Below are 23,826 nucleotides of genomic sequence, written 5' to 3'. Positions count from 1 at the left end.
CGTTCGTTGAGCAAGTCTGTCGGCAGGGCCATCATGGTTTTCCTTCGGTCGATGAGGTCAAGATCAATGGATGCTTAGGATCATCTGGAGCCACGTTGTAGAGGCGCAGCGCGGCCGGCATTACGCGGGCGAAGGTCGGCGCGGCGACGGCACCGCCGTAATACTCCTTGCCACCCGGCTCATCGATCATGACCACCATGACGAAGCGCGGACTCGTCACTGGCGCTAGACCGACGAAGACCGACTGGTACTTGCCGTCGACATAACCGCGTTCAGTCGCTTTCTTCGCCGTACCGGTCTTGCCGGCAACGCGATAGCCGGGGATCGCGGCCCGACGCGCGGTGCCGTCGGTCGAGACCACGGTCTCGAGCATGAGGCGCACCGCCTGCGCGGTCTCGGGCGCGAAGACGCGCTCTCCGGCTGGCACGCTGTCGCGCCGGAGCAGGGTCGCGGGCCGGCTGATGCCGTCAGCGGCGATGATGGCGTAGGCTTGGGCAAGCTGCAGGGTGGTGACGTTCAGCCCGTAGCCGAACGCGAGCGTCGCATGCTCGAAGTTGGACCAGCCGTCAAAATGCGGCAGGTAGCCGGAGCGCTCGCCTGGGAAGCCAACATTGCTGCTCTGGCCAAAGCCGAGGCGCCGATAGAGCTGCCAGAGCACAGCCCGATCCATCTGTTGCGCAATCTTGACCACGCCGACGTTGCTCGACTTGGTGATGACGCTGGTGGTGTCGAGCTGTCCCAGGTTGCGATAGTCACGTACCCGGTTGCGGCCGACCTGCATCACGCCAGGAGAGGTGCTGATCGGGCTGTGCGGATGCACCAGTCCGCGCTCGAGTGCTGCCGCGACCACGAACGGCTTGACCGTGGAGCCGGGCTCGAAGACATCGGTCAGGGCACGGTTGCGGCGCTCTTCCGGCGACTCTTGCCGCGGCTGATTGGGGTTGAATGAAGGCTGGTTGACGAGTGCCAGGATCTCGCCGGTGGTTACATCCAACAGCGTCGCCGAGCCGCCGACGGCCTGGTTTTCCTCAACGGCGCGCTTGAGTTCGCGGTAGGCGAGGAATTGCAGTCGCTGGTCAATGCTAAGCACGATGTCTTCGCCATGCTCGGGCGCCTGCAACTGTTCGACCTCTTCGACGATGCGGCGATGACCATCCTGAATCACACGGCGCTTCCCCGGATTGGCCTTGAGTTCAGTATTGGCGACCAGTTCGATGCCTTCTTGGCCCTGATTATCAATATTGGTGAAGCCGACGACCTGGCTGAAGATCTCGCCACCCGGGTAGAAGCGACGATACTCGGTCTCCATGCCGATGCCGTTGAGGCGGTAGGTCTCAACCACGTCCTCGACCGCGCGCGCCCGATGTGGCTCGACGCGTCGTTGTAGGTACATGTAGCGACGGCCCTTAGCAGCGTACTCGCTGATCTTGGCCGCGAGATCGGCGGTTGGCTCCTCAAGCGCGCGGGCGAGTGGCTCGAGCGCATCGCTGCGCTCGGCGAGCAGCTGCGGGTCGGCCCAGATGGTTGCGACCGAGGTGCTGATGGCTAAGGGGTGGTGATTACGGTCCATGATGATCCCGCGCCGGGCCGGAATCTCACGATCTCGCAAGAAGCGCTTGGCGCCTTCGTCCTGGAGGAAATCGGTCTCGACGACCTGGCGATAAAAGGCGCTTGCGGTGACTGAGACGAAGGCCATCGCCAATGCCGCGCCGATGAGAAACCGGCGTTCGCCAAAACGCTTCTTCATGCGCTGGCGCTCGGCCTCTTGTAGACGCTGATAGGCGTTTTTGACTTGACTCGGCTCGATCATTCGGTGTTGACCTCGACGATGCGTAGCTCGCCTGTGCGCGGCAGATGCATCTTGAGTGACTCTCGGGCTTGGCGCTCGATCCGCGTCTGCGTTCCCATGGCCGCCTCTTCGATGCGCAGGCGACCCCACTCGACATCGAGCGCATCGCGCGCGGCACGAACCGCTTGTAGATCGACGAACTCGATGCGAGTTAAATACTTGACGTAAACCACAGCGGTCGCGGTGGCGACCACGGCCAGGCCGAGCAAGGCCACTCCAACTAGCGCCCCGGTGTGTAAACCGAGCGTTTTCATGGCAGCCGCTCGGCGACGCGAAGGACCGCGCTGCGCGCGCGCGGATTACGCTCGAGCTCAGCCGCTGATGGCCTTATCGCGCTGCCGATCGGGCGCAGCCGCCGGCACAGCTCAGCATCACGGACTGGCACGCGCTTAGGGATGCTTGCGCCCTGCGCCTCGTCGCGGATGAAGCGTTTTACTAGCCGATCTTCCAGCGAATGGAAGCTGATCACGACCAAACGCCCGCCGCTGGCGAGCAGATTGCAGACCCCGGCTAGCGCGCTGCGCAGCTCGTCGAGTTCGGCATTGATCTGGATGCGGATGGCTTGGAAGCTACGGGTTGCCGGATGCTTGCCCGGCTCGCGGGTTGGCACGCTGCGCTCGATGATGGCGGCGAGCTGGCCGGTTGTGCTGATCGGTGCCTGCTGGCGCGCGGCAATGATGGCGCGGGCGATGCGGCGCGCAAATTGCTCCTCGCCCAGCGCTTTTAGGGTGTGGGCAATGTCCTGCTCGCTCGCGGTCGCAAGCCAGTCCGCGGCACTTTGCCCGGTACTCGGGTTCATCCGCATGTCAAGCGGGGCATCGGCATTGAAGCTGAAGCCGCGTTCTGGCTGGTCGAGCTGCGGGGATGAAACACCCAGATCGAGCAGGATGCCGTTGATGCGTCCGCTCCAGCCTCTCGCCCCGGCAAGCTCTGGCAGCTGCGAGTAACGCGCGCGCTCGATCTCGAAGCGGGGATCGTCCTCGGCCAGGGTGGTGGCCGCGGCAACCGCCTCCGGGTCTCGGTCGACGGCCAGGAGCCTTCCCGATGGACCGAGTCGTGCCAGCAGCGCGCGCGCGTGACCGCCGCGGCCGAAGGTGCCGTCGAGATAGAAGCCCGATGTCTGTATGGCTAATGCTTGCATGCTTTCGTCCAACAGAACTGGTACGTGCCTCTGCGATGCCATTCGTTGGCTCGACCCCTTATGCGATTTATGTTCTAAGTAATTCAAACTAAAAAGAAAAAGACGCTGTTTCCGGATTTGCCGCGAGGCGTGAAAGATCAATGTCTTCGGCGCCTTTGATCGTTGCCTGCCAGGCAGACTCGTCCCACAGCTCGAAGCGATTGACCATGCCGACCAGTGCCACGCGCTTCTGCAGGGCGGCAAACTCACGTTGTGCTGGGGTCAGCAGCACGCGTCCCTGGGCGTCCATGTCGACATCGTTGGCGTACCCGATCAGCAACCGTTGTAAGGCGGTAGTCTCCTCGAGATGCGCCGGCATCGCGTTGAGCTTTCGTTCAAGCTCAACAAAACCAGGCTCTGGATAAATCAGCAGGCACCGCTGGGGATGGGCGGTGATGACGAGGTGGGAGTCGCAGAGCTGCGCTAACCGTTCGCGTTGTCGTGACGGAATCGCAAGACGCCCTTTGGCGTCCAGGTTGAGAAATTGTGTCCCCCTAAACATGACCAGCCCCCCTTAAAGGCGGTCATCACCCCAAAATTCCACCGCACCCCACTTTTTTCCAATGTTAGGTGGCGGTTTTGTTCCGGTCAAGGTCGTTATTCAAGTTTTTTCTTGTGTGACAAAAGGGTTAGCGCTGGTTTAGGTGTTTTTGGTAGAGGTTTTCTGTTAATGATTTATTTTCAGTGTCTTGGCGAATTTTTCTAATGTAATTTGTATCCTCAACGCCGCACGAGTCGGATCTCGATGCCGGTGGGCAAAAGTGGAGTTGAGGTCGGCAAAAAGGCGCTGCGTCTGCTGTCGTTATGCGCTGCTGAGTCGCATCGGTGGGGCAAGGATGTACCTTGGCGCGAGAGCTTAAGGAAAATCAGATGGTTCGGAGCGAGACGCGCGGGTGGAGGACGACACCGGGAGAGGTTGATCGATTGTGGCCTTGGGCCTTGTTCAGTTTTTCCGCTGATCAGGGTTTCCCTGATGGCTTGATCAATGAATCCCTGATGAGCTATTTAGAATCAATGACTTCAGGCTTTTTGTTCGAGAGTAAGGTGATGTCTTGATGTGAATCTCACGCGATTCGTTTTCTGGGGTGGCTCCGCGCCATAAGCCTTGGCGAGCAGAAGGCGAGCAGATGGTTAGTAGAAGCGGATCTCGGCGATGCAGACGTCGGCGCTCATGGCCCGCCCGATGGCGACGATGCCAAGGCGTTTGAGTCGGGTTGGATCAAGCGCGGGAACGAGGCGGTGTGGCTCGAATGAGGAGAATGGCAGTCGCACCTCTTGCCAGGCCGATCCGGTCTGGAACGCGGCGCGGTAAGACTGCCAGGGTAGCCTGGTGGCGGCGGTCTTGAGGTGGAGGTTGTAGTCAGCGCCATCGCCACGCACGATGAGCCTGATGCCGTTGTAGGCGCTCGCGTCTAGGAGCCCGCGATCGGGACTGAGATCTAGGTTCATTTGGACGAAGCCACCGTTATTTTCCAGGCTAACGGTGCCGGTTAGGCACAGCGCTGGACGTCCGTCAATCACAGCGCGCGTCATCTGCGCCTCCGAGATCCCACCCATCACGCGGTCAGTGGTGAGGCGCCAGGCGGAACCGAGCCTTGATACGTCTCGGTCCTGGCGAAAATCGTCGATCAGCCCAGAAGGGGCGGCGAAGGCCGGATTCATCATGGTGAGGAGGGCTAGGAGGGTTAGGGGCATCGGCTTGAACATCTACATAGTCTGTACCGACGGTCCACCTTGGGTCTAGGGCTGGGCCGGCTGAACTTCGATTTCTTGATATCCGACTGACACGGCAGGCCGAGCTGATGCGATACTGACCCGCTTTGATCATTCCTGAGACGGAGACCTTCATGAGCCAATCCAACGACCGGCCAGGGCCTGGGCTTGGACGGCGCGGCGAAATGCTCGTTGCGGTTCAGTTCGTGCTGATGATCATCTTTGCGGTGACTCCGGTCTGGCATCCAGGGCTCTCCCCTGCGCTGCTCGCCGAGCTGCTGCTACCGAGGCTGATCCTTGCGATCCCTTTCGCGCTCGCGGCACTGGTGCTTGGCGCCATGGGCTCTCACCATATTCGCGATTACCTGACGCCCTTGCCCTATCCGGTCGACCACAGCCAGCTGGTCCAACACGGGGTCTACAGTCTGGTGCGCCATCCGCTCTACGCGAGCCTGTTGAGCGCCGCGCTGGCCTGGACGCTCTACTCGATCAGCCTATCCCATCTGCTGTTGTTGGTGATCGGCTTCTTGTTCTTCGATTTCAAGGCGCGTAAAGAAGAGGCTTGGCTGAGCGAGCGTCATCCTGAATACCGCGACTATGCGGCGCGCGTCAGCAAGTTCATCCCTTACCTGTACTAATTCAGATCTGTCCAGACAGATCTCTACCGAGAGCGGCTTCAGACTGTGAATGTGAATGCTTCAGGGCCGGTGCTGACCGGCGCCGTCCGCGTGACGCTGGCCAGGCTCTCAATGTTGTGCCGAATCTTGCTGCGGCGAGGGCTAGGCCTGTCCAATCGGCGCCTCTGTGCGCCGACTTCAGTGTTGCGCATCGATGGTTGCTAACCTAGCCAGTGCCTCTCCAGAGCCGGCCGGCCTGGGCGCTAGCTATCGTCCGCTGGCCGGCCAGTTTGACGAGATGCGCGCCAGCGATGGCGGCTTGCGACCGCATTGGCAGTACCTGATCGATGCGTTGTGTGAGCTTGGGTCGGAAGGGATCGACAGCCGCTGGCAGGAGGCGCGGCGTCTGGTGCGCGACAATGGCGTTACCTATAACGTCTATGGTGATCCGCAGGGGATGTCGCGGCCCTGGGAGCTGGACCCGTTGCCATTGCTGATCCGGGGTGAGGAATGGGCCGGCTTGGAGCGCGGGCTGATCCAGCGTGCCGAACTGCTGAACGCGATCCTGCTCGATCTATACGGGCCGCGCTCGCTGATCGATAAGGGCTTACTGCCGCCGGAGTTGATCGATGGCTTCCCGGGTTATCTCCTGCCCTGTCACGGCGCCCCAGCGCCGGGCGATCGGCCGTTGGTGCTGTACGCCGCCGATCTGACCCGGGATGCAAATGGTGCTTGGCGGGTGATCGGCGATCGCACCCAGATTCCCTCCGGTAGCGGCTATGCGCTGGAGAATCGGGTGGTGCTCTCGCGTGTGATGCCAAGCCTGTTTCGCGATAGCCATGTCCACCGGCTGGCTGGCTTCTATCGCTCGGTGCGGCGCGCGATGACACGCATCGCGCCGCGGCACGGCGATCATGCACGGGTCGCGGTCTTGACCCCTGGTCCGCGCAACGAGGCCTACTTCGAACACGCCTATCTCGCCAACTATCTCGGCTTTAACCTGGTGCAGGGCAGTGACCTCTCGGTGCGCGACGGCGCGCTCTGGCTGCGCACCCTGGGGCGGCTGGAGCGCATCGATGCCCTGATGCGCCGCGTCGATGATGTCAACTGTGACCCGCTCGAGCTCAAAGAGCATTCGTTGCTTGGCGTGCCAGGCATGCTGCAAGCAGTGCGTGCTGGCAACCTCGGCATCGCCAATGCGCTCGGCAGTGGGGTGCTGGAGCACCCTGGCCTGATGGCGTTCCTGCCAGCGCTTTGCGAGCAGCTGCTCGGCGAGGCACTGGTGCTGCCACATCTGCAAACCTGGTGGTGCGGCCAGCGCGAGGCGCGCGACTTTGTTATCGCCAACCTGGATAACCTGGTGATCAAGCCGGCAGGGAGCCCGGCCGGCCAGCGCTGTCTATTCGGCGCCAAGCTCGATGCTGGACAGCGCGGCGAGCTGATTGCGGCGATCCGACGCGAGCCGCATCGCTATGTGGCGCAAGAAGAGGTTCAACCCTCGACCGCGCCGGCCTACATCAACGGCATGCTCGAGCCGCGGCCCTTCGTGCTGCGCAGCTTCCTGGTCAGCGAGCAGGAGGGTTACGCGGTGATGCCGGGTGGCCTCAGCCGCACCGCGCTGGATACCGAGACGCCGATGATCTCCAATCAACTCGGCGGCCTGGGTAAGGATACCTGGGTGCTGGCCAGCGAGCCGGAGCGCCATGAGACGCTCATCGTGCGCGCCGATGCCAATGCCCCCGCGGTGGTGCCGGCGGTGGTGCAGGAGAGCGAGGTCTCGTCGCGGGTCGCCGACAATCTATTCTGGATCGGCCGCTATGCCGAGCGCGCCGAGGGGCTGGTGCGGCTGCTGCGCATCGTCATCATCCAGATCACCGAGCGCTCTAGTCTGGCCGATGAGGCCGATGCCGATTGCTGCCTGCATCTGCTGCTCGCGGCGTTGACCAACCAGAGCCAGACCTTCCCTGGCTTCATTGGCGAGGGCGCCGCCGAGCTGCTCGCCCAGCCGGTGCCCGAGGTGCTGTCGCTGATCAGCGATCAGAAGCGCGCCGGGGCCTTGCCACAGACCTTGCAGGCCTTGGGGCAGGCGGCCTGGTCGGTGCGCGAGCGGCTGTCTAACGACACCTGGCGGGTGACCAACGACATCGAGCGCCGACAGCGGCTGCTGACCCAGGCGCCACCGCGCGGGCTCGGCCGGGCGCTGGATCTGCTCGATCCGCTGATCACCTCCTTGGTGGCGTTCTCGGCGCTGACCCATGAGAACATGACCCATAACGAGGGCTGGCACTTCCTCGAGGCCGGTCGGCGCCTGGAGCGTGGACTGCATACCGCCTCGCTGCTGCGCTCGACCCTGGTCAGCGTCAGCCCGGATCAGGGCGAGTCGATCCTGGTCGAGGCGGTGCTCGGGGTCACCGATAGCCTGATCACCTATCGACGGCGTTATCAGGCCGGCACCCGGGTTGGCGCCATGCTCGATCTGGTGCTGCAGGACGAGGCCAATCCGCGCTCACTGGCCTATCAGATCGCGCGTCTGTCGGCGCTGGTCGATGAGATGCCGGGCGACAGCCTCTCTGCCCGCCGCACGCCGGCGCAGCGTATCCTGATGCGGCTGTTGACCGACTTGCGGCTGGCCGAACTGGATCTGTTGGCGCAACCCAGCGACGGCGGCAAACGGCGCGAGACGCTGGATGCCCTACTGGCCAGTGTCGAGACCTCGATCAGCGCCCTCTCCGATGCCATTACCGCGCAGTATTTCCGCCACGAGGAGCAGCCGCATCATCTGATCGGTCAGCGCTCGACGGCGACGGCGACGGCGACGGCGACGACGACGGCGACGGCGACGGCGACAGCAATGGCGACGGTGGCGCCCTGGCCTGCTTCGTGCGCGACGGCGGTGAGTTCGACTGCTGCGTGCTCGGCCACTGCATGCTCATTGCCTGAGTGTTCGACCACTGCTGGCTTGGCGGCCGCCTGTGCTGAGGGCCGGTCGGGGCTAAGCTGCGGCGCCGCGGAGCCTCTGGTGGAGGGACGGCCATGAGGTATCAGATCACCCATCAGACCCGCTACGGCTATGGCGGCCCGGTCTCGCTCTGCCACAGCATCGCCCATCTGAAGCCGCGCGAGATGCCCTATCAGCGCTGCCGGCTGGCTCATCTGCGGATCAATCCCTGGCCCTCGGTGGTGCGCGAGCACCGCGACTTCTTTGGCAACCGGGTCAGCTACTTCTCGGTGCAGCAGTCGCATCTGCAGCTCGAGATCACCGCCAGCGCCGAGGTCGAGGTCTGGGCGCCGACGCTGCCCGAACCGGCCGCGACCCAGCCCTGGGAGAAGCTACTCACCCAGTTGCAGGCCAGCACCGGCGCCGAGGCCGCCTCGGCGCGCCTGTTCCGGCTGCCGTCGCCGGTGGTACCGCTCGATGCGCTGGCGGCGGACTATGCGCGCGAATCCTTCGTCCCCGAGCGGCCGCTGCTTGAGGCGGCCTTGGAGTTGGTCGGTCGCATCCATCGCGATTTTGAATACGATCCGACCTCGACCACGATCGCCACCCCTGTCGCCGAGGTCTTGCAGCTACGCCGTGGGGTCTGTCAGGATTTCGCCCATCTGGCGATCTCGGCGCTGCGCGGCCTCGGGCTGCCGGCGCGCTATGTCAGCGGTTACCTCGAGACCCTGCCGCCACCGGGTCAGCCCAAGTTGCGCGGCGCCGATGCCTCGCATGCCTGGCTGTCGGTCTATTGCCCCGAGGCCGTGCACAGCGGCGGCTGGGTCGATCTCGATCCGACCAACGATTGCGCGATCACCGATCAGTACATCACCACCGCCTTTGGTCGCGACTATCAAGACGTCACCCCGCTGCGCGGGGTGTTCTATGGCGGCGGCGAGCACAGCCTGACGGTCTCGGTGGATGTGGATCGGCTGACGACGGACTGAGCGCGCTTGCCAACTGGGCTCGCCAACGACCTCATCGCGCATACGCAAGGCCAGTCTCCCAAGCCTGGCTCATGGCGGCGTGTAGGGCAGTGGGGATGCGCGCGTCGTTTGTCGTCTCCTGCAAGCTGTCGCTCATGCCCTGGGCGATCGCCTCAAGGACCGGCTTGGGCTTGTCGACACCGCAGAAGCGCCGACCGAAGTCCATCAGCTCGGTCGCTGTCGGGTAGGCCCGAGTCTGATGCCTGCCCCGCAGCAGCTTGAGTGCCATGGTCCGATCCTCCAGCTCGGGACCACCCTCGTAGCGGCTGTAGCGGTAGATGCTGGTGGTGACGACATCGAATAGGGGGGCGAGCCAAAGGTCGGCGGCGGATCGATAGAGCAGCCCAAAATTCTTCAAGTGGGCGTCACCGTTGCGCACCATCACCGAAAAGGCGAGCTGTGCGAAGAATCTGGACAGGTTCTCGCGCGGCAGTTGTAGCTGTTTGAGCAACTCAACGACGGCCTGATAACTGCCCTGATATTTGCGATCGGACAGCGTATCCCGGACCCGCAGCCCGGCGAGTGCGGCGATATCCTCGAACCCAAGCCGCTCGATGCGGCCATCCTCTTGCGCGATCAGATCGAATCGGTCTAGCACCAGCAGTTGGCCGTCCTCAGAGAGGTCGAAAGTCGGTGTCTCGATGCCGGCGCGTCGTGCCGCGCTCAGACAGAGGTATTCGTTGGCCGCGAGGTCGGGGTAGGAGGGACCAGCGGCCTTGACGATCAGTGAGGTGATCGGAACCGTGGCACGCTCAGGCACCATGATCTTCGGCTGCATACCGGCGATGCCGGCCCCAGTGCTCAGGTAGGCATGGACCAGATCCGCGAACACCTCGGGGCTATAGGGCAGTTGCAGCAGGGCTTGTTTGGAGATCGGCGTTGCCGGCCGGGCAGGCGGAGCTCCCGGCAGTCTGAAGCCGAGACGGCCAATGCCATTGTCGCCAATCAGCGCCAGCAGGTGCATCGGCGTGGTCGGTTGTTTCGGGAACAACGCGCGGATGCGCATGAACAGATCGCCCTCGGGCAGGTTCTGGTCCATGCTCGGAAACAGGTCGCCCGCCTGCCAGGTCAGCTGCGACCGCGCGGGCATCAGCAGGGCGACGGATGGCTGGCGTGGCTCGGCGGACAGGTAGCGGAATTCGTAGATCGAGTGTTTCAGCAACTGGCCGGCGCCCTGGTGCTCACCAATGGCGACCTCCAGCAGCGGAATCTTCTCAGGTAGCATCCGCGTCGTCCTCTTCCTCGTCCTCTTCCTCGTCCTCATCGAGACTGAAGCGGGCAGCGACCTCTTGCATGGTCGGCAGGCCGGCCCTTTCTAGCCGAATCACCAAGCCGAGGGCGGCGAGCACCGCCATCAGCGAGGACAGGGTGACGTCTTCGCCACGCTCGATCCGATAGACGACCTCGCGCACCTTGCCGGCGCGTTGCGCAAGCTCGGTCTTCGACAGGCCGAGCGCTTCACGCTGAGCGCGGACGCGGGCGCCGAGTTCGTCGGGGAAGCGGATAATGTCAGTCATGGCTGACAGTTTTGGCTCGTAGCGGTCAGTTTGCAAGTTTTAACTGGCAGTTTGGCGCAAGTTGGGAGTGTCTGGAGCAGCTGACCGTCGTCGCGGTTCGAGCTTTTGTTCCTGATCATGGCGGTGGTGCGACGACAGCCTGGTTAGATTAGACTCCCAGCCGACCCGTGCAGCGGGTGGGAACACCGCCGACCTGACGAGCCCGGTCGACTGCTGATGCCTCGCAATGCCCTATGGACAGACCAAAGGAGTCTGAGATGCGCCTTCTCGATGCCCTGCAAGCGCTGCCTTGGTGGCTCGCGCTCCTGCCGCCCCTCGCTGCTCCGCTCGCGGATGCCAGCTCGACCTGGCCTGCCGCTCCGCTGAATGACACCGGTATTGATTGGTGTGCGGACGATAACAGCAATCACCTCGGCTGCCCGGTCAGTGGTTACCCAGGCCAGGATGGCGAGTACGGCGCGCTCGAGCCTGCCCCCAACGCAAACCGAATCTCTCCATCAGGCTGCGGCAACATCGTTCAGATTTGATCTCCCTCGGCTCATTACCACTACTGAAAACCGACCCGCCTGGCTAGAAGGCCAGCTGCAAGCCCGGGAGATCGATCAGCAGCCAATGACCCGCTCGCTGATTGATGCTCAGGTCCACTGGCTACTGCTCGAAACCACCCAGGCATTGCAGACCAGCGTCCAAAATACCGCGAGCGATTTTTATCGCCTGGACCTGTTGACTGACCGCCTAGCGTTGATCAGCGCCACCGAGCAAGGCCAAGCCGGCAACGGCCCCAGTCGCTATCCCGCTGCCGATGCCAGCGGTGAGCGGATCATCTTCCACAGCGAAGCCAATGATCTGGTCGCCAACGACCGCAACGGCGTTCGCGATCTCTTCCTGCACGATCTAGCGCTCGGGCAAACCACAAGGCTGACGCATGCCGAGCAGGCGTCCGCCAACCCAGCGCTAGATGCGCTCGGCGAACAGCTGGTCTACGACCAAGCCACCCCAGCCGGCCCGCGCCAAGTGATCGGGCAAGCGCTTGCCAGTGGCGAGGCGGCTGAAGTGCTGAGCCTGAACAGCAACGACGCCGGCCTCCAGGTCGACAACCACCATCCGGCGATCAGTGCTGACGGGCGCTTCATCGCCTATCTGGAGCAGCGCTGGGGCGCTGATGCGACCAACCCGGACTGCCAGGTTCACCTCTACGATCGTGAGACCGAGGTCTATCACCGCCAGCCATGCCCGGCAGCCTCGGCGAGCCCAAGCGATGAGGCGTCCTTGCGCGGGGTCTTTACCGAGGATGCTCAGCGTCTGGAGTGGTCTCTGCCGGGCGTGGTCGAACCGATCCGCCTGAGCAATCCCCTGGCGGTGGAGACGGCAACCCAGGACGGTTCGGGGCGTTGATTGGTCACTCGCAACACGCTCTGGCCGCGTATGCCTTCTGGCACTCGCCTGCGCTACACTCACCTGATGAGCACTACACTGAGCCGCCAACGCCCCGATGGCCAAGCACCACGACACCGGCTACAAGGAGTTGTTCAGCCACCCCGAGTTCGTCCAGCAGCTGATTGAAGGCTTCGCTCCGGCGGAGATTGCCGCGCTGATGGACTTCTCGACGCTGAAGAACCACAGCGGGAATTACATCACCCCGCTGTTCGAGGAGCGCTTCGAGGACGTCGTCTGGTCGGTGCAGGTGCATTGGCAAGGCGTCACCGAGCAATTGTTCCTTTACCTGCTGATCGAATTCCAATCCAGCGTCGATCCGACCATGCCGCTGCGCATGCTCCACTACGTCGCCTGCTTCTATCAGCACCTGCTCAAGACCAAGGTCACCAGCCCAGTCAAAGGCCTGCCCCCGATCTTGCCGATCGTGCTCTACAATGGGATTGAGCGTTGGCATGCCGCGGAGGAGATTGACGAGCTGGTCCGCCCCCAGCCACCGTTGTTCCTGCGCGCCTACCAGCCGCACCTGCGCTACTATCTGATTGACGAAGGCCGCTACACGCCCGAGCAGCTCAGCGCGATCAACAGCCCGCTCAGCGGTGTCTTCGAGGTCGAGATCGCCTCCGCGGATCGTGCCTCCTTGCAAGCAGCGGTTGATCGACTAGTGCGCCTGATCCAAGCCGACCCCAACAAGGCCCGGCTGGATGCACTCATCACCCGCTGGCTTAAACGCCATCTCCAGCGCTTAGGCGCGAAGATCGACCTCACACAGGTTCATTCACTCATCGAGGACAAGGCCATGTTAGCCGAGAACTTACAGCACTGGGCAGAACGCGAGCGTTTAGAAGGGGAGAGGATTGGGATACAGAAAGGCGAGCGGATTGGGATGCAGAAAGGCGAGCGGATCGGGATGCAGAAAGGCGAGCTGGAAAAGGCTCGGGCCACGGCACGCAACCTCATCGCCCTGGGCATACTCACAGACGGGCAGATTGCCCAAGCCACTGGCCTGGGTGTGGCGCAAGTCGAAGCATTACGCACTAATAAATAGTACCGGCACAAGACGGCGCCGCGACGCTGGAGACCGATCCAGCGGTGGATTGGGCCGGTGTCGACGCCGGCTTCACCCCCTGCCGCGATCTGGCCCAACTGCAACGCTGGCTGGTCACGGCGGCCAGAGCAGAGACTACCGCTGATCTTTTCCAGTGATCTCGTCATGTGCGTTAGAGCTGGGTCAGCAGGAACAGCCCGATCAGCATCACCGCGCTGCCGATGAGCTTGGCGCGGGTGCGGCCCTCGCCAAAATACCAGCGGCCGATCAGCACCGAGAACATGCCGGCGGTGCGCTTCACCGCCATCGCGTAGCTGGCCAGCGTCATGCTGAGGGCGATCTGGTCGGCAATGCGCATCAGCGCGAACAGCACCCCGAGCAGGAGCAAAGGCCGCGCCTGGCGGGCTAGTTGCGGCGGTAGGACTTCGCGATAGAAGCGCCGGTCCTGAACGCTGAACAGCGTCAACAGGACGATCGGGTTGACGATGGCCACCATCACCGCGAACGAGAGCGGATCGGAACGCTCGATACCGATGCGCCCGAGCGTCGAGGCGGTGGCGAAGCAGGCCGCGGCGGTCAAGGTGAAGGCACTGCCGGGATTGGTGACCAAGCGCAGCAGCGGCCGATGCCAATCCTCTTGCTCGTGACTGAGGGCGAGGATGTAGCTGCCGATGACCAGCAAGCCGATGCCCAAGAAACCGAGCGCGCCCGGCAAGGCCCCAGTGAGCAGCCATTCGATGATGATCACGAACGCCGGAGTCAGGGTCAGGATCGGCCCGACCAAGGAGACCTCGCTGCGGTGGATGGCGACGTTGAGCGCCCAGCCGCCGAGCCCGGAGAGCAGCCCGCCCAGCAGGACGACCTGTAGATAGACGCGGTCCTCGAACGGAAAGTCGTGATGCCAGACGATCAAGGGCAGGGTCACCAGCAGGCTGGCGAGGTTGACGTAGAGGGTCAGCGCGCGGACCGAAAGGGTCAGGCTCAGGTGCTTGGTGACGGCGAGTCGCGAGGCGTGAAAGAACGCCGACAGCAGCGAGAACAAGATCCACAGGTGGGCATAGGCACCGAGGTCCATCGCTAGTACATCCAGCAAACAATGTACGCCGGACTCCGCATGTTCCCGGCACAGGCACAGAGGTCCATCGCTAGCGCGTCCTGCCCGCGGCGGCTGCAATCAGCGGATGGTGAAACGCCTTGGCGGCGAGAGCCATGGCCATGGCTAGCGCGTCCAGCCGCTGGCGCTCTGGAATTGACCCACTGGGCCGCAATGTAGGCGTCCTTCAGCGTAGGCTTGCTTGATGCTCGTGCTGTTGTACTCGGCAAAGCGGCGCTGGAAGTCGGCGCGGCGCTGCCAGTCGGCGTCCGAGAACTGTCCTTGCGCGCGCAACACACGCACGCTCGGGAGACCGGGAAATGAGAACAGACCGGCCCCGCCGATGCCCGAGAACAGCTTCAGCTGCAGGCTGAGCAGGAGTGGGCCATCGGCGCCGAGGGTTGAGCGGCCGCGTGCATCCATCGGGCTGAGACTCAGGCTGTAGCAGGGTTGGTTCAGGGTCATCTGATGCATCCGTCGAGCCGGCGAGGCCTGTTTGAGCTGCAGAGCCCGCGCCGCGGGGAGGTCGTGCAACCGCTGCGCGAGGGCGAGCAGATCGGCGCGAGACGCGGCATTCAGACCAAGGGACTCGAGGTTCCAAGCGATCTGGCGCAAGGGTAACAGTCGGTGACGCTGCCATGGCCTTGGCGCCTGCTGCGCGCCGGTGAACGCGCGCAGCAGGGCGCTGGCCGTCGCGGCGAGCCGCTGGTGCAGCCGTCGCATCAGCGATTCAAAGGCTGGGGTCGCCAAGAGATCCCAGCTCGGCAGGGCGATCAGGCAGCCCAGCGGGCGCTGTCCGGTACAGCTCGCGCGAGTATCTGCCGGCAGCCGCTGCGCGCCAAGGGCGGCGAGATCGGGGTCGAGTGCCTGGAGGCGGTCATCGAGCAGCCTGGGGCCTATGAAGCTGAGCGGATCGAGGCATTGTCGCGCCAGATAGGGGTCATGCTGATCCCGGTATCGCTCGGCCTGGCGCAGTGCCTGCAGCTCCGATGGCCGCCAGTAGATCAGATGCAAATGAAAGGACTTGAGCGCCTGCACGCTCTCGCGGTCGTGGGTGTTGGGGTCGCAGTTCAGTGCCAGTTGTAGCCAGCCAGCTTGGGTGGCGATCTCGGTGCGGCTGACGAAGCGATGGAAGTTGGCGGCGGTCTGCCAGAGCAGTTGTCCGGTGATCGGCATGACCGAGCCGGCATCGGCCTTGGGTGCCTGTCCGGCGCCGCTCGGCGAGACCTCGGTCAGCATCAGGTCGAACAGGGCGTGAGGCGAGGCCTTGTCGATCAAGGCGAGCTGATCGGTTGGCTCAGCTGGCTGAGTTCGCTGAATTGGCTCATTTGGCTCAGTTGGCTGAATTGGCTCAGTTGGATCAGTGGATGAGCGGCTGGGTGCCGGGCGGCTAGATGCCGGGCGGCCTGAATCCCTCGCCGCTTCGCCCCGCAGCTCGATGCATTGGATGCTGCGCCTTGCAAAGCGCATCTCCGGGGTCTGCGCGCGCTGCTCCGCTGGACTGAGCGCGAGCCCTGGCGGCGGCCCCGGTATGCGCAGCTGCCGCCAGGCGACCGGCATCTGGCCTAGGTCGGCGGGCATCAGCGCGGCAAAGGGATCTGAGGCTGTGCGTCGAGGCAAGAGATCAGCCGTCGCTGGCCAGGGTGCGCTTGAGGGTTGGCGCTAGACGTTGAAGGTCCTGCATCGCTTGGGTGAGCAAACGCCCGGTCAAGCGATTGAAGGCCCGCGCCATCGCCTCGGGGGTGTTGGCCGCCGTCGGCGCCTGTCCGCTGTAGCTGTGGGCGAACTGGATCGATCGGTCTTGCTGGGCGATGAGCGTCAGGTTGAAGGCGGCGCTGACCTGGGGTGGCGTTGCGGTCGGCAGATGTTCCAGGCGAGTGAGTTCACCGTTGAGGATGAAATCCGCTCGCGCCCGGTCCGCCACCGAGACCACGAACTGGAAGCTGCCGCTGGCGCGCAGCGCGGCGATCAACGCTTCGCTGAGCGCCCGCCCCGGTGCCTCGTCCCAGAGCAAGGCATCATAGCGTTGCACTTGCAGCGGTGCGTCCGCGGTGCGAAACAGGATCTGGGTGCCGCCGAGGAAGCCACGCGAGGCCAGGGGGGTGACCAGCAGACTCCCGGGCACGCGCTGGTGACTTGGCGAGATGACCAGCTCGGGCTGCAGCGTATAGAACTGATCGCGCTGGGCTGGACCCGAACTTCCGCAGCCGGCGAGGAGGGCTAGGACCGTGAGCAGCAGAGCACCATGCGGCAAGTGGCTAGCTAGCAAACGGTCAGGCAGCAGAGCGCCAAGCAGCTGACGGCTGAGGGGCAGACGGATGAGTCGTCGCGCGCGCCGCGGCCGAGGCCCAGCGCGGCGAGCGGATTGCCGCGCCAGCGCTCGCGGGTTGCTGCTCAGCCTGCTGGGGCCATTGCTGTTAAACCACATCGCGGTGCTTCCGGGCCATTGTGTCGGCCGAGGCTGTTTTCGCTGCAAGTCGCGCGTCGCGCGCCACCAGCCTTTGTCGCCATCGCCTCAGCGATTGAACCATGGCGACTGGTCCTCCTGCTCCTGTCCGCGCAGCAATGAGACCGGGTCCTCGCGCAACTCGCGCGAGAGCGCGGAGAGATTGCGCGATGCACGCTCGATGTTGCTCAGGATCGGCGCCAAGGCCGCGGACAGTTCTTGTAACACATACTGCACGTCGTCTAGGGAGCCCTGTACGCTGGGTCGGCTGGCCTGGACCAATTGCCGTAGCTCGTCGGCCAGCGCCGTGTATTGGACCACGGCGTTCTGGATCTCCTCGGTGCGCGATGGCAGCGCCGTCGAGACCACGGCCAGATTCTCCGAGAGCCGCTGCACGGCGGTCAGGATGCCCTGAATCTGCTCCGGATTGACGCTCTGCTCGATGTTGGCGCTGACGCCGACCAGATTGTCGAGCACCGATCCCAGCCCCTGGCCGAGATCGGCCCCCAATGCGCCCGTGCCGTCTTCGCCCTCCTGGAACATCGCCAGCAGCCCCTGGATGCGTTCTTGCAGCCGGGCCAGCGCGGGCCGGATCACCTCGTCGAGGCTGCGCTGAGCCTGCTCAATGGTGGCGCTGATCTGCATGCCAAGGTCTGGCTCACGCTCAATGGTCGGGATGTCGCTGTTTGCACTCAAGGTGACCGCTGCCGTTCCTGGGATGATCCGAATGATGTTGCCCTGCAGCACACCGGCGGGCGCGAGCTGGGCGACACTGTCGGCGGGCACCGGCCAATCTTGCTGAATACTCAGGGTGGCGCGGAAGCAGGGCAGATCCGGCGCGCGCGCGGTCGTCGGCGGCGGGCAATTGGCGCGATCGGCGTCCTTGCTGAAGACCGGCTCGAGGGCGCGCACGCGGCCGATAACGAAGCCCTCCTGAATCACATCGATGCCACTATCGAGACCATTGGCGTCGAGGAAATAGGCACGCAGGCTATAGCCGCTAAACAGACCCGGCGCCAGCAACAGCAGCACGCCGAGCACCAGACCCAGCATCGCCAACACGAACAGGCCCGAGAGCGCCAGATCACGCTGGCGGCCATGGGCCTGGCGCTTACCGGGCGCCCCCAACTCGGGCGGGGAGTAGAGACGATTTAACCTGCTCATGCTATCTACGATTGACGATCCACCACGATCAACTATCCGCTAACCACGCACCACGCACCACTCACCACTCACCACTCACCACTCACTTCTCATGACTCACTCCTGCTTCCTCAGGGATGTCCTTCAAGGATAGTGCGCAGCTCGAGATCGTCGCTGCTGCCGCGCTCCAAACCAGCGCGGGTGCCATCAAAAAGCAGGCGACCGCGATCCATGACCAGCACCCGATCCTCGGGGCCGATGACATCGAGCATCGCATTATCGGTGGCGACCATGGTCAGGCCTCTGGTCTCGCGCTGTACCTTCAGGATGCCGAGGATATCGCGTAACGCCGGCCGATCGAGCCCATCGCTGAGGCCATCGCAGATCAGTAGTTCAGGCTGGTTGATCAGCGCGCGGGCCAGCTCGGCGCTGCGTCGTTGTCCGAGCGACAGGGCGCGGGGGTAATGATGGGTCATGCCGTCGAGCTGAAGCTGGGTGATCACCAGGCGCGCCGCGCGCGCCAGTGCCGAGCGATCCCGGGGCCGCGCGCGCATCGGCAGCAGCAGGTTCTCCAGCAGGGTCAGCTCATCGAGCAGCGAGCCGCCTTGGAGCACGACGCCGAGGCGGCCGCGCAACCGATTCATCTGCGTATCGGTCAGGCTGGCCAGGTCTTGGCCAAACAGCCTGATCGCGCCCGAGGAAGGCTGATCGAGCCCGAGCATCAGCCGTAGCGTCAGACTCTTGCCAGCGCCATTGGGGCCGATCAACAACAGCGCATCGCCGCGTCGCACCGACAGCGAGAGGGCGTTCAGCGCGCAGCGTCCGTTGACGTGCTGAAACACCCGCTCGAGTTCGACTAAGGGGGCTGAGGTCTCCCAGGTCTCTGTTGCCGCTTGCGTGACCGTCTCGGCGTCTGAGGATGCCGGCATGCCTGGATGGCGACGCCAAGCGTTGCGCATCCAGGCGGGTAAGCTGTCTTGCCACTGTTGCAGCATGGTCGTGCTCAAGGCGCCAGCGCGTAACCGAGATCGATCAGCAGGATCGCCGTCACCGCGCCGATCATGGTGTCGGTGGCGGCGCGGCTGACCCCGGCGACATCGCGCCCGGCGGCGATGCCGTTGGCGGTGGCGATCAGGGCGATCAGCAGCGAGAAGATCAAGGGTTTGCTCAGCGCCTCGAGCAGATCGGCCGGGGTCAAGGCCTGGCGCAGGGCGTCGTTGAACAGGTAGCTCGGCACATCGGCCATCACCACCAGCCAGAGCAGGGCGGCACCCAGGGCGACCAGGCTGCCCCAAACGCTGAGCGCGAAGGACATGGCGAGCATCGCCGGCAGCACCGGCCCGGTGGTGAACTGAATCGGGTTGATGCCGCTGACCAAGAGCCCGTCGACCTGGCCGCTAGCGACCAGCGTCGCTTGCCGCGCGGCCAGCGCGACACCGGCGCGGCCGGCGACCAGAATCCCGACCAGCAGCGGGATCAGCTCCATGGTCACCGCGTAGATCACCGGCACCAGGATCAAGCCGGGCAGGTTGATCTCGGCGAGCAGGCGCGCGGCCAACTGGCCGAGGATGACGCCGGCGGTGGCGGCGACCAGCGTCAGCGCCGGGAACACCGTGAGCCCGGCCTGGCGCAGCGCCAGCGCAAATGCCGGTAGATCGAACTGCGCGCGTCCGAACAGGATATCCAGGTAGAGCTGCAGACAGAGCTTGAGCGTCAGGGCGCCGAGGCCGATCCGCTCGAGCGCGCGCAATCGGTTGTGCCGCGCGGGCTGATGGCGCGGCTCCAGGGTGCCGCGGCCGGGCAAGCGTCGGCTCAGGGGCATCAGTGACCGCGGCGCTCAGCGCTCACGCCAAACCGTGGTGTAGAGATCATGGCGGCGATCCTTGAGGTTCTGCACGGTGCCGGAGTTGCGCGCTTCACGCAGCGCCTTGAGCCCGAGATCAGCGAAGGCGACGGTCTCGACGTTCGGTGTCGTATCGGCGGCAATGCCATCGCGTGCGAACGGAAAGTCGCAAGGCGTTAGGATGCAGCTCTGCGCGTACTGGATATCCATGTTGGCGACGTTCGGCAGATTGCCGCAGTTGCCGGACATGACGACATAGCACTGGTTCTCGACCGCGCGCGCCTGGCAACAGTAGCGCACCCGCAGATAGGACTGGCGCTCATCGGTGCAGAAGGGCACGAAGATGATATTGGCGCCTTGGTCGACCAGATGCCGGGCCAATTCGGGGAATTCGGCGTCGTAGCAGATCAGCACCCCGATCGGGCCACAGTCGGTATTGATCGCGGCCAGCTCGTTGCCGCCCTCGATGTTCCACCAATAGACCTCGTTCGGCGTCGGATGGATCTTCGCCTGCTCGTACACCTCGCCACCGCGCAGGCAGATATAGCAGATGTTCTCGACCCGACCATTGGCCATCTTGGTCGGATGCGAGCCGCCGATGATGTTGATGTTGTAGCGCATCGCCATCTCGCGCAGCGCCTCCTTGATCGGCGCGGTGTAGCGGGTGAGGGCGTCGATGGCCTCGGCCGGTGACAGTTCCTGATCCTCCATCGACAGCAGTTGCAGCGAGAACAGCTCGGGGAAGACGCAGAAGTCGGCGCGATAGTCGGAGGTGACATCGACGAAGTAGCGCAGCATGTCGAGGAACTCGTCGAAGGACTTGACCCGTCGCTGCTGGTACTGGACGGTCGCCACGCGCACCGTATCCATCAGACGGCCGCCATAGTGCTTGGCGCGCGCCTCCTCTTTTTCATCCGGGGCATTCGGATTGCGCCAGAGCAGATGCACGCCGTAGCCACGCGACTGCCTGTCTTCGGGCCAGTAGCCAGGCAGCAGGCCAATGACCTGAAAGTCGTTGCGCAGTTGGAAGGTCAACACCGGATCGCGCTCGCGGCCTTCGACCACGGCATCGACATAGGCCTGGGGGCTCGCGTAGGCGTCTTGCGCGCGCGTGAGCGCCGCATCGAGCGTTGGCAGGCGTCCGCCATAGATGATGCCCTTGAGCGCCTGCGACTGGACCAGCTTCTTGCGCTCGTCATAAAGCCGCTGGCCGATCCGCAGGCCGCGGAACTCGGGGTCGACGCAGACCTCCATGCCATAGAGATAGTCGCCATCGGGATCATGGCGCGAGGCATAGCCGCTGCCGGTGATCCAGTTCCAGCCATGTGGTTTCAGGGCGATCTCGCCGCTGACGAGGAAGCTGGAGCAGAAGCCGATCAGGCGCCTGCCCGCGTCTTCCTGATACTCGGCGACGAACTGGCCTTCTGGGAACTTGTTGATCTGACCCCGCAGCATCGCCGCGCTATAGCTGCTGACACCGCTGCCGGCATAGGCGCGCTCGAACAGCGCGCGGATTGCTGGAACGTCCGCGGGCGTGGCGTTGCGCAGATGCAGTTGGGCGAGGCGGTCGGTGGTGTCGTTCATGCGGTCGGTGGGCTGCTGTCGGAGGGCTGCTAGGGCAGGGATGCTATGGCAGGGCTGCTATGGCAGGGCTGGCTCGATGCTGGAAACCATACCGGCTCGATACTGGGAACCATACCATTATGTGTCGAGTTGGACTGTTGCCTGTATGCTCAATGCACTTCCTCATACGGAGACCGGCAGATGACAGCTCAAACAGCACTAAAACCTCGGATCAGCTTTGAAGACTGGCTCGAGGCTGAGCGTGCCAGCCTTGATGAGCGCACAGAGTACGTTGGTGGCGAGGTCTTTGCGATGAGCGGCGGCACCGCCGAGCATCACGCGATTCTCAGCAATATCAGCGGTCAGCTCTGGACGCAAATGAAGGGCCGTCCCTGCTGGGTCTACGCCAGTGGCATGAAACTGCGCATCCTGCATGCGGATGCCGGCAAGTATCCGGATCTGATGGCGCTCTGCGGCGAGCAGGCGTTTCAGGATGGCCGCCGAGATCTGCTACTCAACCCAAGCCTGATCGGCGAGGTGCTCTCCTCCTCGACCGAGGGCTACGATCGCGGCGAGAAGTTCGCGCTCTATCGACGTATCCCATCCTTACAAGAATACCTGCTGGTCTCACAGCACCGCGTGTTGGTCGAACACTACAGTCGCGGCACCGACGGGCGCTGGATACTGAGCAGTTTCGAGGACCTCGCCGATCAGGTCGTGCTCGAGAGTATCGGCTGTACGCTAGACTTAGCCGAGGTCTACGACAAGATTCAGTTTGCGCCAGATGCGCCAATTGAATCAGTCCAAGTGGATTGAATAGGCCCGGGCTGAGCGTCGCTGGAGCCGCAGTCGGCTGCGGTTCAGTGTTGGGAGGAGCAGGTTCAGGCTCATCAGGGGGCACACCACCCAGCAAGTGAACTGAACAGCGATCACCAGAGTGAGGCCACGCGCTTTTTCAACACCGAGGGGCCGGTGCGGCCCGACATCCATGTACGCCAGCGAGGAGCGTGGTATCGATGGGGGCAAGAAGGTCAAAGGGCGCAAGCGCCACATTGTGGTCGATATTCAGGGTCATCTCCTACACGTCTCGGTGCATGCCGCTAACCACAGCGGCACGGTCGCGGCGTGTCCGGTGCTAGAGCGTGCGGCGGAGAAACACCCCACGATCAAGGCGTTTTCCGGTGATGCCGGCTACCGTGGCACGGCGGTGAAGTATGTCGATGAGACCCTCGGGCTTGAACTGCACATTTCCCAGAAAATCAAGGACCAATGGGCCGTACTGCCCAAGCGTTGGGTGGTTGAGAGGACCTTCGCCTGGCTCGGTCTGTTTCGGCGCCTGAGCAAGGATGTCGAAATGCTCACCGCCACGGCCGAGAACATGATTCGCATCGCCATGCTGAAGAAAACGCTTGCAAATTGTGTCTGAATTTTTTCCAGACAGACTCTCAGCCGTCGGGCCTCTTGGTAGGCCGCCTCGGCTCGGTGGAAGTGGCCTTGCGCCGCCAGCGCCTTGGCGAGGTTGTCATGCGCAAGGAACAGATCCGGTTGCAGGGCGAGCGCCTGCTCGTAGGCGGCGATGGCCTGGTCATGGTCACCCTGGAGCTGCCACAGCGCGCCCAGGTTGGAATGCAGCACGGCCTTGTCCGGGGCCAGCACCACGGCCTGCTGCGCGATCCGCAGGGTTTCGTCGATCTCGCCGACCGCCTGCAGCGCCATGGCGAAATTGTTGTGGGCGGGAAGATGCTCTGGGGCGTGGCGCAGCGTCTCGCGAAAATGGGTGATGGCGGCTTGGTGGTCGCCCTGACGGCACGCGGCGCGTCCGGCGGCGAAGGCGGCATCGGCCGACGACGGCGATGGCGGTGCCCGCCGAAGCGTCTGGCCCTGGCAGGCGATGGCCTCGGTCAGCGCATACAGCAGGCCGTTCACCACGGCGGGCGTCTCGCCGGGGCTCAGGTCGGAAAGACTGTCCCAAATAGCGAGCAGATGGGCGGTGAGGATGCGCGCGAGCGGCTATGTGAGCGGCAGCACCAATCCTCCGGGACGGCCAGCGGCGGCTGCACCCAGGCGGGCGCGGGGGATGGCCAGAGTCAGACAGCGAAAACCACGGTCTTCGGCCAGGTAGGGGTCGGCGAGGTCGATGACGCGGATCGCACCCGGCACCAGCGCCATGGTGCGAACGCCGTTGATGGCCTGTCCCTCGCCCTGAATCTGCAATAGCAGCAGATCAGTGCCGGCGGTGCCGGGGCACTCACCTCCGCGCCAGATGAAATGGCCGCGTGAGCAACTGTCGGCGATCAGCAGGTCTCCGAGGCTGAACGCGCGCGTTTGGGCGGCGAAGTTGTGCAGGCGCTCCCCGGCGACCGGCTCCAAGTCGAACAGTGGCCGCAGACTTTCGCGCCAGATCTCAAAGCCCT

Annotated in this window: 22 protein-coding genes and 2 pseudogenes; 8 read left to right on the top strand and 16 right to left on the bottom strand. The window is 63.9% G+C overall.

The annotated features are described in order from the left end of the window. Positions 1 to 31 precede the first annotated feature (31 nt). From CCR96_RS17690 to CCR96_RS17670, 5 genes are all read right to left on the bottom strand, one after another. On the bottom strand, positions 32 to 1,810 hold the full coding sequence (locus CCR96_RS17690; RefSeq protein ID WP_242519160.1) for a peptidoglycan D,D-transpeptidase FtsI family protein: 1,779 nt from the start codon (positions 1,808 to 1,810) through the stop codon (positions 32 to 34). Beyond that, a complete protein-coding gene (gene ftsL / locus CCR96_RS17685) occupies positions 1,807 to 2,103 on the bottom strand; it encodes a cell division protein FtsL (protein WP_201221698.1) in 297 nt (98 codons plus the stop codon). The genes CCR96_RS17690 and ftsL overlap by 4 nt, the downstream gene beginning before the upstream one ends. Further along, positions 2,100 to 3,032 (bottom strand): 16S rRNA (cytosine(1402)-N(4))-methyltransferase RsmH, encoded by a 933-nt coding sequence (gene rsmH, locus CCR96_RS17680; RefSeq protein ID WP_201221696.1) that lies wholly within the window; start codon positions 3,030 to 3,032, stop codon positions 2,100 to 2,102. Before rsmH ends, ftsL begins: the two co-directional genes overlap by 4 nt. A gap of 46 nt (positions 3,033 to 3,078) precedes the next feature. Further along, positions 3,079 to 3,531, bottom strand: a complete 453-nt coding sequence (gene mraZ, locus CCR96_RS17675) for a division/cell wall cluster transcriptional repressor MraZ (protein WP_201221693.1) — start codon at positions 3,529 to 3,531, stop codon at positions 3,079 to 3,081. A gap of 629 nt (positions 3,532 to 4,160) precedes the next feature. Next, complete coding sequence (locus CCR96_RS17670; protein WP_242519159.1) at positions 4,161 to 4,724, bottom strand: CIA30 family protein; 564 nt, start codon at positions 4,722 to 4,724, stop codon at positions 4,161 to 4,163. Between the two features lie 152 nt (positions 4,725 to 4,876). Between CCR96_RS17670 and CCR96_RS17665 the strand changes: the two genes are divergently transcribed. The 3 genes from CCR96_RS17665 (at position 4,877) to CCR96_RS17655 (ending at position 9,286) form a co-directional block, all read left to right on the top strand. Then, complete coding sequence (locus CCR96_RS17665) at positions 4,877 to 5,380, top strand: methyltransferase family protein (protein WP_201221691.1); 504 nt, start codon at positions 4,877 to 4,879, stop codon at positions 5,378 to 5,380. A gap of 193 nt (positions 5,381 to 5,573) precedes the next feature. Next, complete coding sequence (locus CCR96_RS17660; RefSeq protein WP_201221688.1) at positions 5,574 to 8,396, top strand: circularly permuted type 2 ATP-grasp protein; 2,823 nt, start codon at positions 5,574 to 5,576, stop codon at positions 8,394 to 8,396. Beyond that, positions 8,393 to 9,286 carry a transglutaminase family protein gene (locus CCR96_RS17655; RefSeq protein ID WP_201221686.1) on the top strand — a complete coding sequence of 298 codons (894 nt, stop codon included), beginning with the start codon at positions 8,393 to 8,395 and terminating at the stop codon, positions 9,284 to 9,286. The genes CCR96_RS17660 and CCR96_RS17655 overlap by 4 nt, the downstream gene beginning before the upstream one ends. Before the next feature lie 31 nt (positions 9,287 to 9,317). Here CCR96_RS17655 and CCR96_RS17650 read toward each other — a convergent pair whose 3' ends face one another. After that, a complete protein-coding gene (locus tag CCR96_RS17650) occupies positions 9,318 to 10,550 on the bottom strand; it encodes a type II toxin-antitoxin system HipA family toxin (RefSeq protein ID WP_201221684.1) in 1,233 nt (410 codons plus the stop codon). Then, on the bottom strand, positions 10,540 to 10,842 hold the full coding sequence (locus CCR96_RS17645) for a helix-turn-helix domain-containing protein (protein WP_201221682.1): 303 nt from the start codon (positions 10,840 to 10,842) through the stop codon (positions 10,540 to 10,542). The genes CCR96_RS17650 and CCR96_RS17645 overlap by 11 nt, the downstream gene beginning before the upstream one ends. Before the next feature lie 257 nt (positions 10,843 to 11,099). On the opposite strand from CCR96_RS17645, the gene CCR96_RS17640 reads away from it, so the two are divergent. From CCR96_RS17640 to CCR96_RS17630, 3 genes are all read left to right on the top strand, one after another. Beyond that, positions 11,100 to 11,369: a hypothetical protein gene (locus tag CCR96_RS17640; protein WP_201221658.1), complete on the top strand. Its 270-nt coding sequence runs from the start codon at positions 11,100 to 11,102 to the stop codon at positions 11,367 to 11,369. Positions 11,370 to 11,454: 85 nt separating this feature from the next. Next, complete coding sequence (locus CCR96_RS17635) at positions 11,455 to 12,237, top strand: TolB family protein (protein WP_201221656.1); 783 nt, start codon at positions 11,455 to 11,457, stop codon at positions 12,235 to 12,237. A gap of 97 nt (positions 12,238 to 12,334) precedes the next feature. Next, the gene (locus CCR96_RS17630; RefSeq protein WP_201221654.1) at positions 12,335 to 13,324 is read left to right on the top strand and encodes an Rpn family recombination-promoting nuclease/putative transposase; all 990 of its coding nucleotides are present in this window, start codon (positions 12,335 to 12,337) and stop codon (positions 13,322 to 13,324) included. A gap of 172 nt (positions 13,325 to 13,496) precedes the next feature. On the opposite strand, the gene CCR96_RS17625 is transcribed toward CCR96_RS17630, so the two are convergent. The 7 genes from CCR96_RS17625 to CCR96_RS17595 form a co-directional block, all read right to left on the bottom strand. Then, positions 13,497 to 14,399, bottom strand: coding sequence for a DMT family transporter (locus CCR96_RS17625; RefSeq protein ID WP_201221652.1), 903 nt, complete (start codon positions 14,397 to 14,399; stop codon positions 13,497 to 13,499). A 144-nt stretch (positions 14,400 to 14,543) separates the two neighbouring features. Next, positions 14,544 to 15,998 (bottom strand): hypothetical protein, encoded by a 1,455-nt coding sequence (locus CCR96_RS17620; RefSeq protein WP_201221650.1) that lies wholly within the window; start codon positions 15,996 to 15,998, stop codon positions 14,544 to 14,546. A 43-nt stretch (positions 15,999 to 16,041) separates the two neighbouring features. Continuing rightward, positions 16,042 to 16,671 carry an ABC-type transport auxiliary lipoprotein family protein gene (locus tag CCR96_RS17615; RefSeq protein WP_242519158.1) on the bottom strand — a complete coding sequence of 210 codons (630 nt, stop codon included), beginning with the start codon at positions 16,669 to 16,671 and terminating at the stop codon, positions 16,042 to 16,044. 261 nt (positions 16,672 to 16,932) lie between these two features. After that, complete coding sequence (locus CCR96_RS17610; RefSeq protein WP_201221646.1) at positions 16,933 to 18,027, bottom strand: MlaD family protein; 1,095 nt, start codon at positions 18,025 to 18,027, stop codon at positions 16,933 to 16,935. Between the two features lie 110 nt (positions 18,028 to 18,137). Next, positions 18,138 to 19,013 carry an ATP-binding cassette domain-containing protein gene (locus tag CCR96_RS17605; RefSeq protein ID WP_242519157.1) on the bottom strand — a complete coding sequence of 292 codons (876 nt, stop codon included), beginning with the start codon at positions 19,011 to 19,013 and terminating at the stop codon, positions 18,138 to 18,140. After that, positions 19,010 to 19,828, bottom strand: a complete 819-nt coding sequence (locus CCR96_RS17600; RefSeq protein ID WP_201221644.1) for an MlaE family ABC transporter permease — start codon at positions 19,826 to 19,828, stop codon at positions 19,010 to 19,012. The genes CCR96_RS17605 and CCR96_RS17600 overlap by 4 nt, the downstream gene beginning before the upstream one ends. Before the next feature lie 15 nt (positions 19,829 to 19,843). Then, a complete protein-coding gene (locus tag CCR96_RS17595) occupies positions 19,844 to 21,433 on the bottom strand; it encodes a bifunctional GNAT family N-acetyltransferase/carbon-nitrogen hydrolase family protein (protein ID WP_201221642.1) in 1,590 nt (529 codons plus the stop codon). Between the two features lie 180 nt (positions 21,434 to 21,613). Between CCR96_RS17595 and CCR96_RS17590 the strand changes: the two genes are divergently transcribed. Together CCR96_RS17590 and CCR96_RS24720 are read left to right on the top strand one after the other, a co-directional pair. After that, positions 21,614 to 22,228 (top strand): Uma2 family endonuclease, encoded by a 615-nt coding sequence (locus tag CCR96_RS17590; protein ID WP_201221640.1) that lies wholly within the window; start codon positions 21,614 to 21,616, stop codon positions 22,226 to 22,228. A gap of 187 nt (positions 22,229 to 22,415) precedes the next feature. After that, positions 22,416 to 22,838, top strand: a pseudogene (locus tag CCR96_RS24720) (transposase); the annotation flags it as partial. Between the two features lie 29 nt (positions 22,839 to 22,867). On the opposite strand, the pseudogene CCR96_RS24715 reads toward CCR96_RS24720, so the two are convergent. Both CCR96_RS24715 and CCR96_RS17580 read right to left on the bottom strand, forming a co-directional pair. Further along, positions 22,868 to 23,338: pseudogene (locus tag CCR96_RS24715) on the bottom strand (tetratricopeptide repeat protein); the annotation flags it as partial. Between the two features lie 84 nt (positions 23,339 to 23,422). Further along, positions 23,423 to 23,782 carry a hypothetical protein gene (locus tag CCR96_RS17580; protein WP_201221636.1) on the bottom strand — a complete coding sequence of 120 codons (360 nt, stop codon included), beginning with the start codon at positions 23,780 to 23,782 and terminating at the stop codon, positions 23,423 to 23,425. Positions 23,783 to 23,826 lie beyond the last annotated feature (44 nt).

Source organism: Halochromatium roseum (assembly GCF_016653315.1).
GTDB lineage: Bacteria > Pseudomonadota > Gammaproteobacteria > Chromatiales > Chromatiaceae > Lamprobacter > Lamprobacter roseus.
Note: the sequence above shows the minus strand (reverse complement) of the source record. Positions and strands in the feature narration are given on the sequence as shown.

Excerpts from the sequence above, each read along its gene's own strand:
- CCR96_RS17690 (WP_242519160.1), bottom strand. The coding sequence starts at position 1,810 with ATGATCGAGCCGAGTCAAGTCAAAAACGCCTATCAGCGTCTACAAGAG.
- ftsL (WP_201221698.1), bottom strand. The coding sequence starts at position 2,103 with ATGAAAACGCTCGGTTTACACACCGGGGCGCTAGTTGGAGTGGCCTTG.
- rsmH (WP_201221696.1), bottom strand. The coding sequence starts at position 3,032 with ATGGCATCGCAGAGGCACGTACCAGTTCTGTTGGACGAAAGCATGCAA.
- mraZ (WP_201221693.1), bottom strand. The coding sequence starts at position 3,531 with ATGTTTAGGGGGACACAATTTCTCAACCTGGACGCCAAAGGGCGTCTT.
- CCR96_RS17670 (WP_242519159.1), bottom strand. The coding sequence starts at position 4,724 with ATGCCCCTAACCCTCCTAGCCCTCCTCACCATGATGAATCCGGCCTTC.
- CCR96_RS17665 (WP_201221691.1), top strand. The coding sequence starts at position 4,877 with ATGAGCCAATCCAACGACCGGCCAGGGCCTGGGCTTGGACGGCGCGGC.
- CCR96_RS17660 (WP_201221688.1), top strand. The coding sequence starts at position 5,574 with ATGGTTGCTAACCTAGCCAGTGCCTCTCCAGAGCCGGCCGGCCTGGGC.
- CCR96_RS17655 (WP_201221686.1), top strand. The coding sequence starts at position 8,393 with ATGAGGTATCAGATCACCCATCAGACCCGCTACGGCTATGGCGGCCCG.
- CCR96_RS17650 (WP_201221684.1), bottom strand. The coding sequence starts at position 10,550 with ATGCTACCTGAGAAGATTCCGCTGCTGGAGGTCGCCATTGGTGAGCAC.
- CCR96_RS17645 (WP_201221682.1), bottom strand. The coding sequence starts at position 10,842 with ATGACTGACATTATCCGCTTCCCCGACGAACTCGGCGCCCGCGTCCGC.
- CCR96_RS17640 (WP_201221658.1), top strand. The coding sequence starts at position 11,100 with ATGCGCCTTCTCGATGCCCTGCAAGCGCTGCCTTGGTGGCTCGCGCTC.
- CCR96_RS17635 (WP_201221656.1), top strand. The coding sequence starts at position 11,455 with ATGACCCGCTCGCTGATTGATGCTCAGGTCCACTGGCTACTGCTCGAA.
- CCR96_RS17630 (WP_201221654.1), top strand. The coding sequence starts at position 12,335 with ATGGCCAAGCACCACGACACCGGCTACAAGGAGTTGTTCAGCCACCCC.
- CCR96_RS17625 (WP_201221652.1), bottom strand. The coding sequence starts at position 14,399 with ATGGACCTCGGTGCCTATGCCCACCTGTGGATCTTGTTCTCGCTGCTG.
- CCR96_RS17620 (WP_201221650.1), bottom strand. The coding sequence starts at position 15,998 with ATGCCCGCCGACCTAGGCCAGATGCCGGTCGCCTGGCGGCAGCTGCGC.
- CCR96_RS17610 (WP_201221646.1), bottom strand. The coding sequence starts at position 18,027 with ATGAGCAGGTTAAATCGTCTCTACTCCCCGCCCGAGTTGGGGGCGCCC.
- CCR96_RS17600 (WP_201221644.1), bottom strand. The coding sequence starts at position 19,828 with ATGCCCCTGAGCCGACGCTTGCCCGGCCGCGGCACCCTGGAGCCGCGC.
- CCR96_RS17595 (WP_201221642.1), bottom strand. The coding sequence starts at position 21,433 with ATGAACGACACCACCGACCGCCTCGCCCAACTGCATCTGCGCAACGCC.
- CCR96_RS17590 (WP_201221640.1), top strand. The coding sequence starts at position 21,614 with ATGACAGCTCAAACAGCACTAAAACCTCGGATCAGCTTTGAAGACTGG.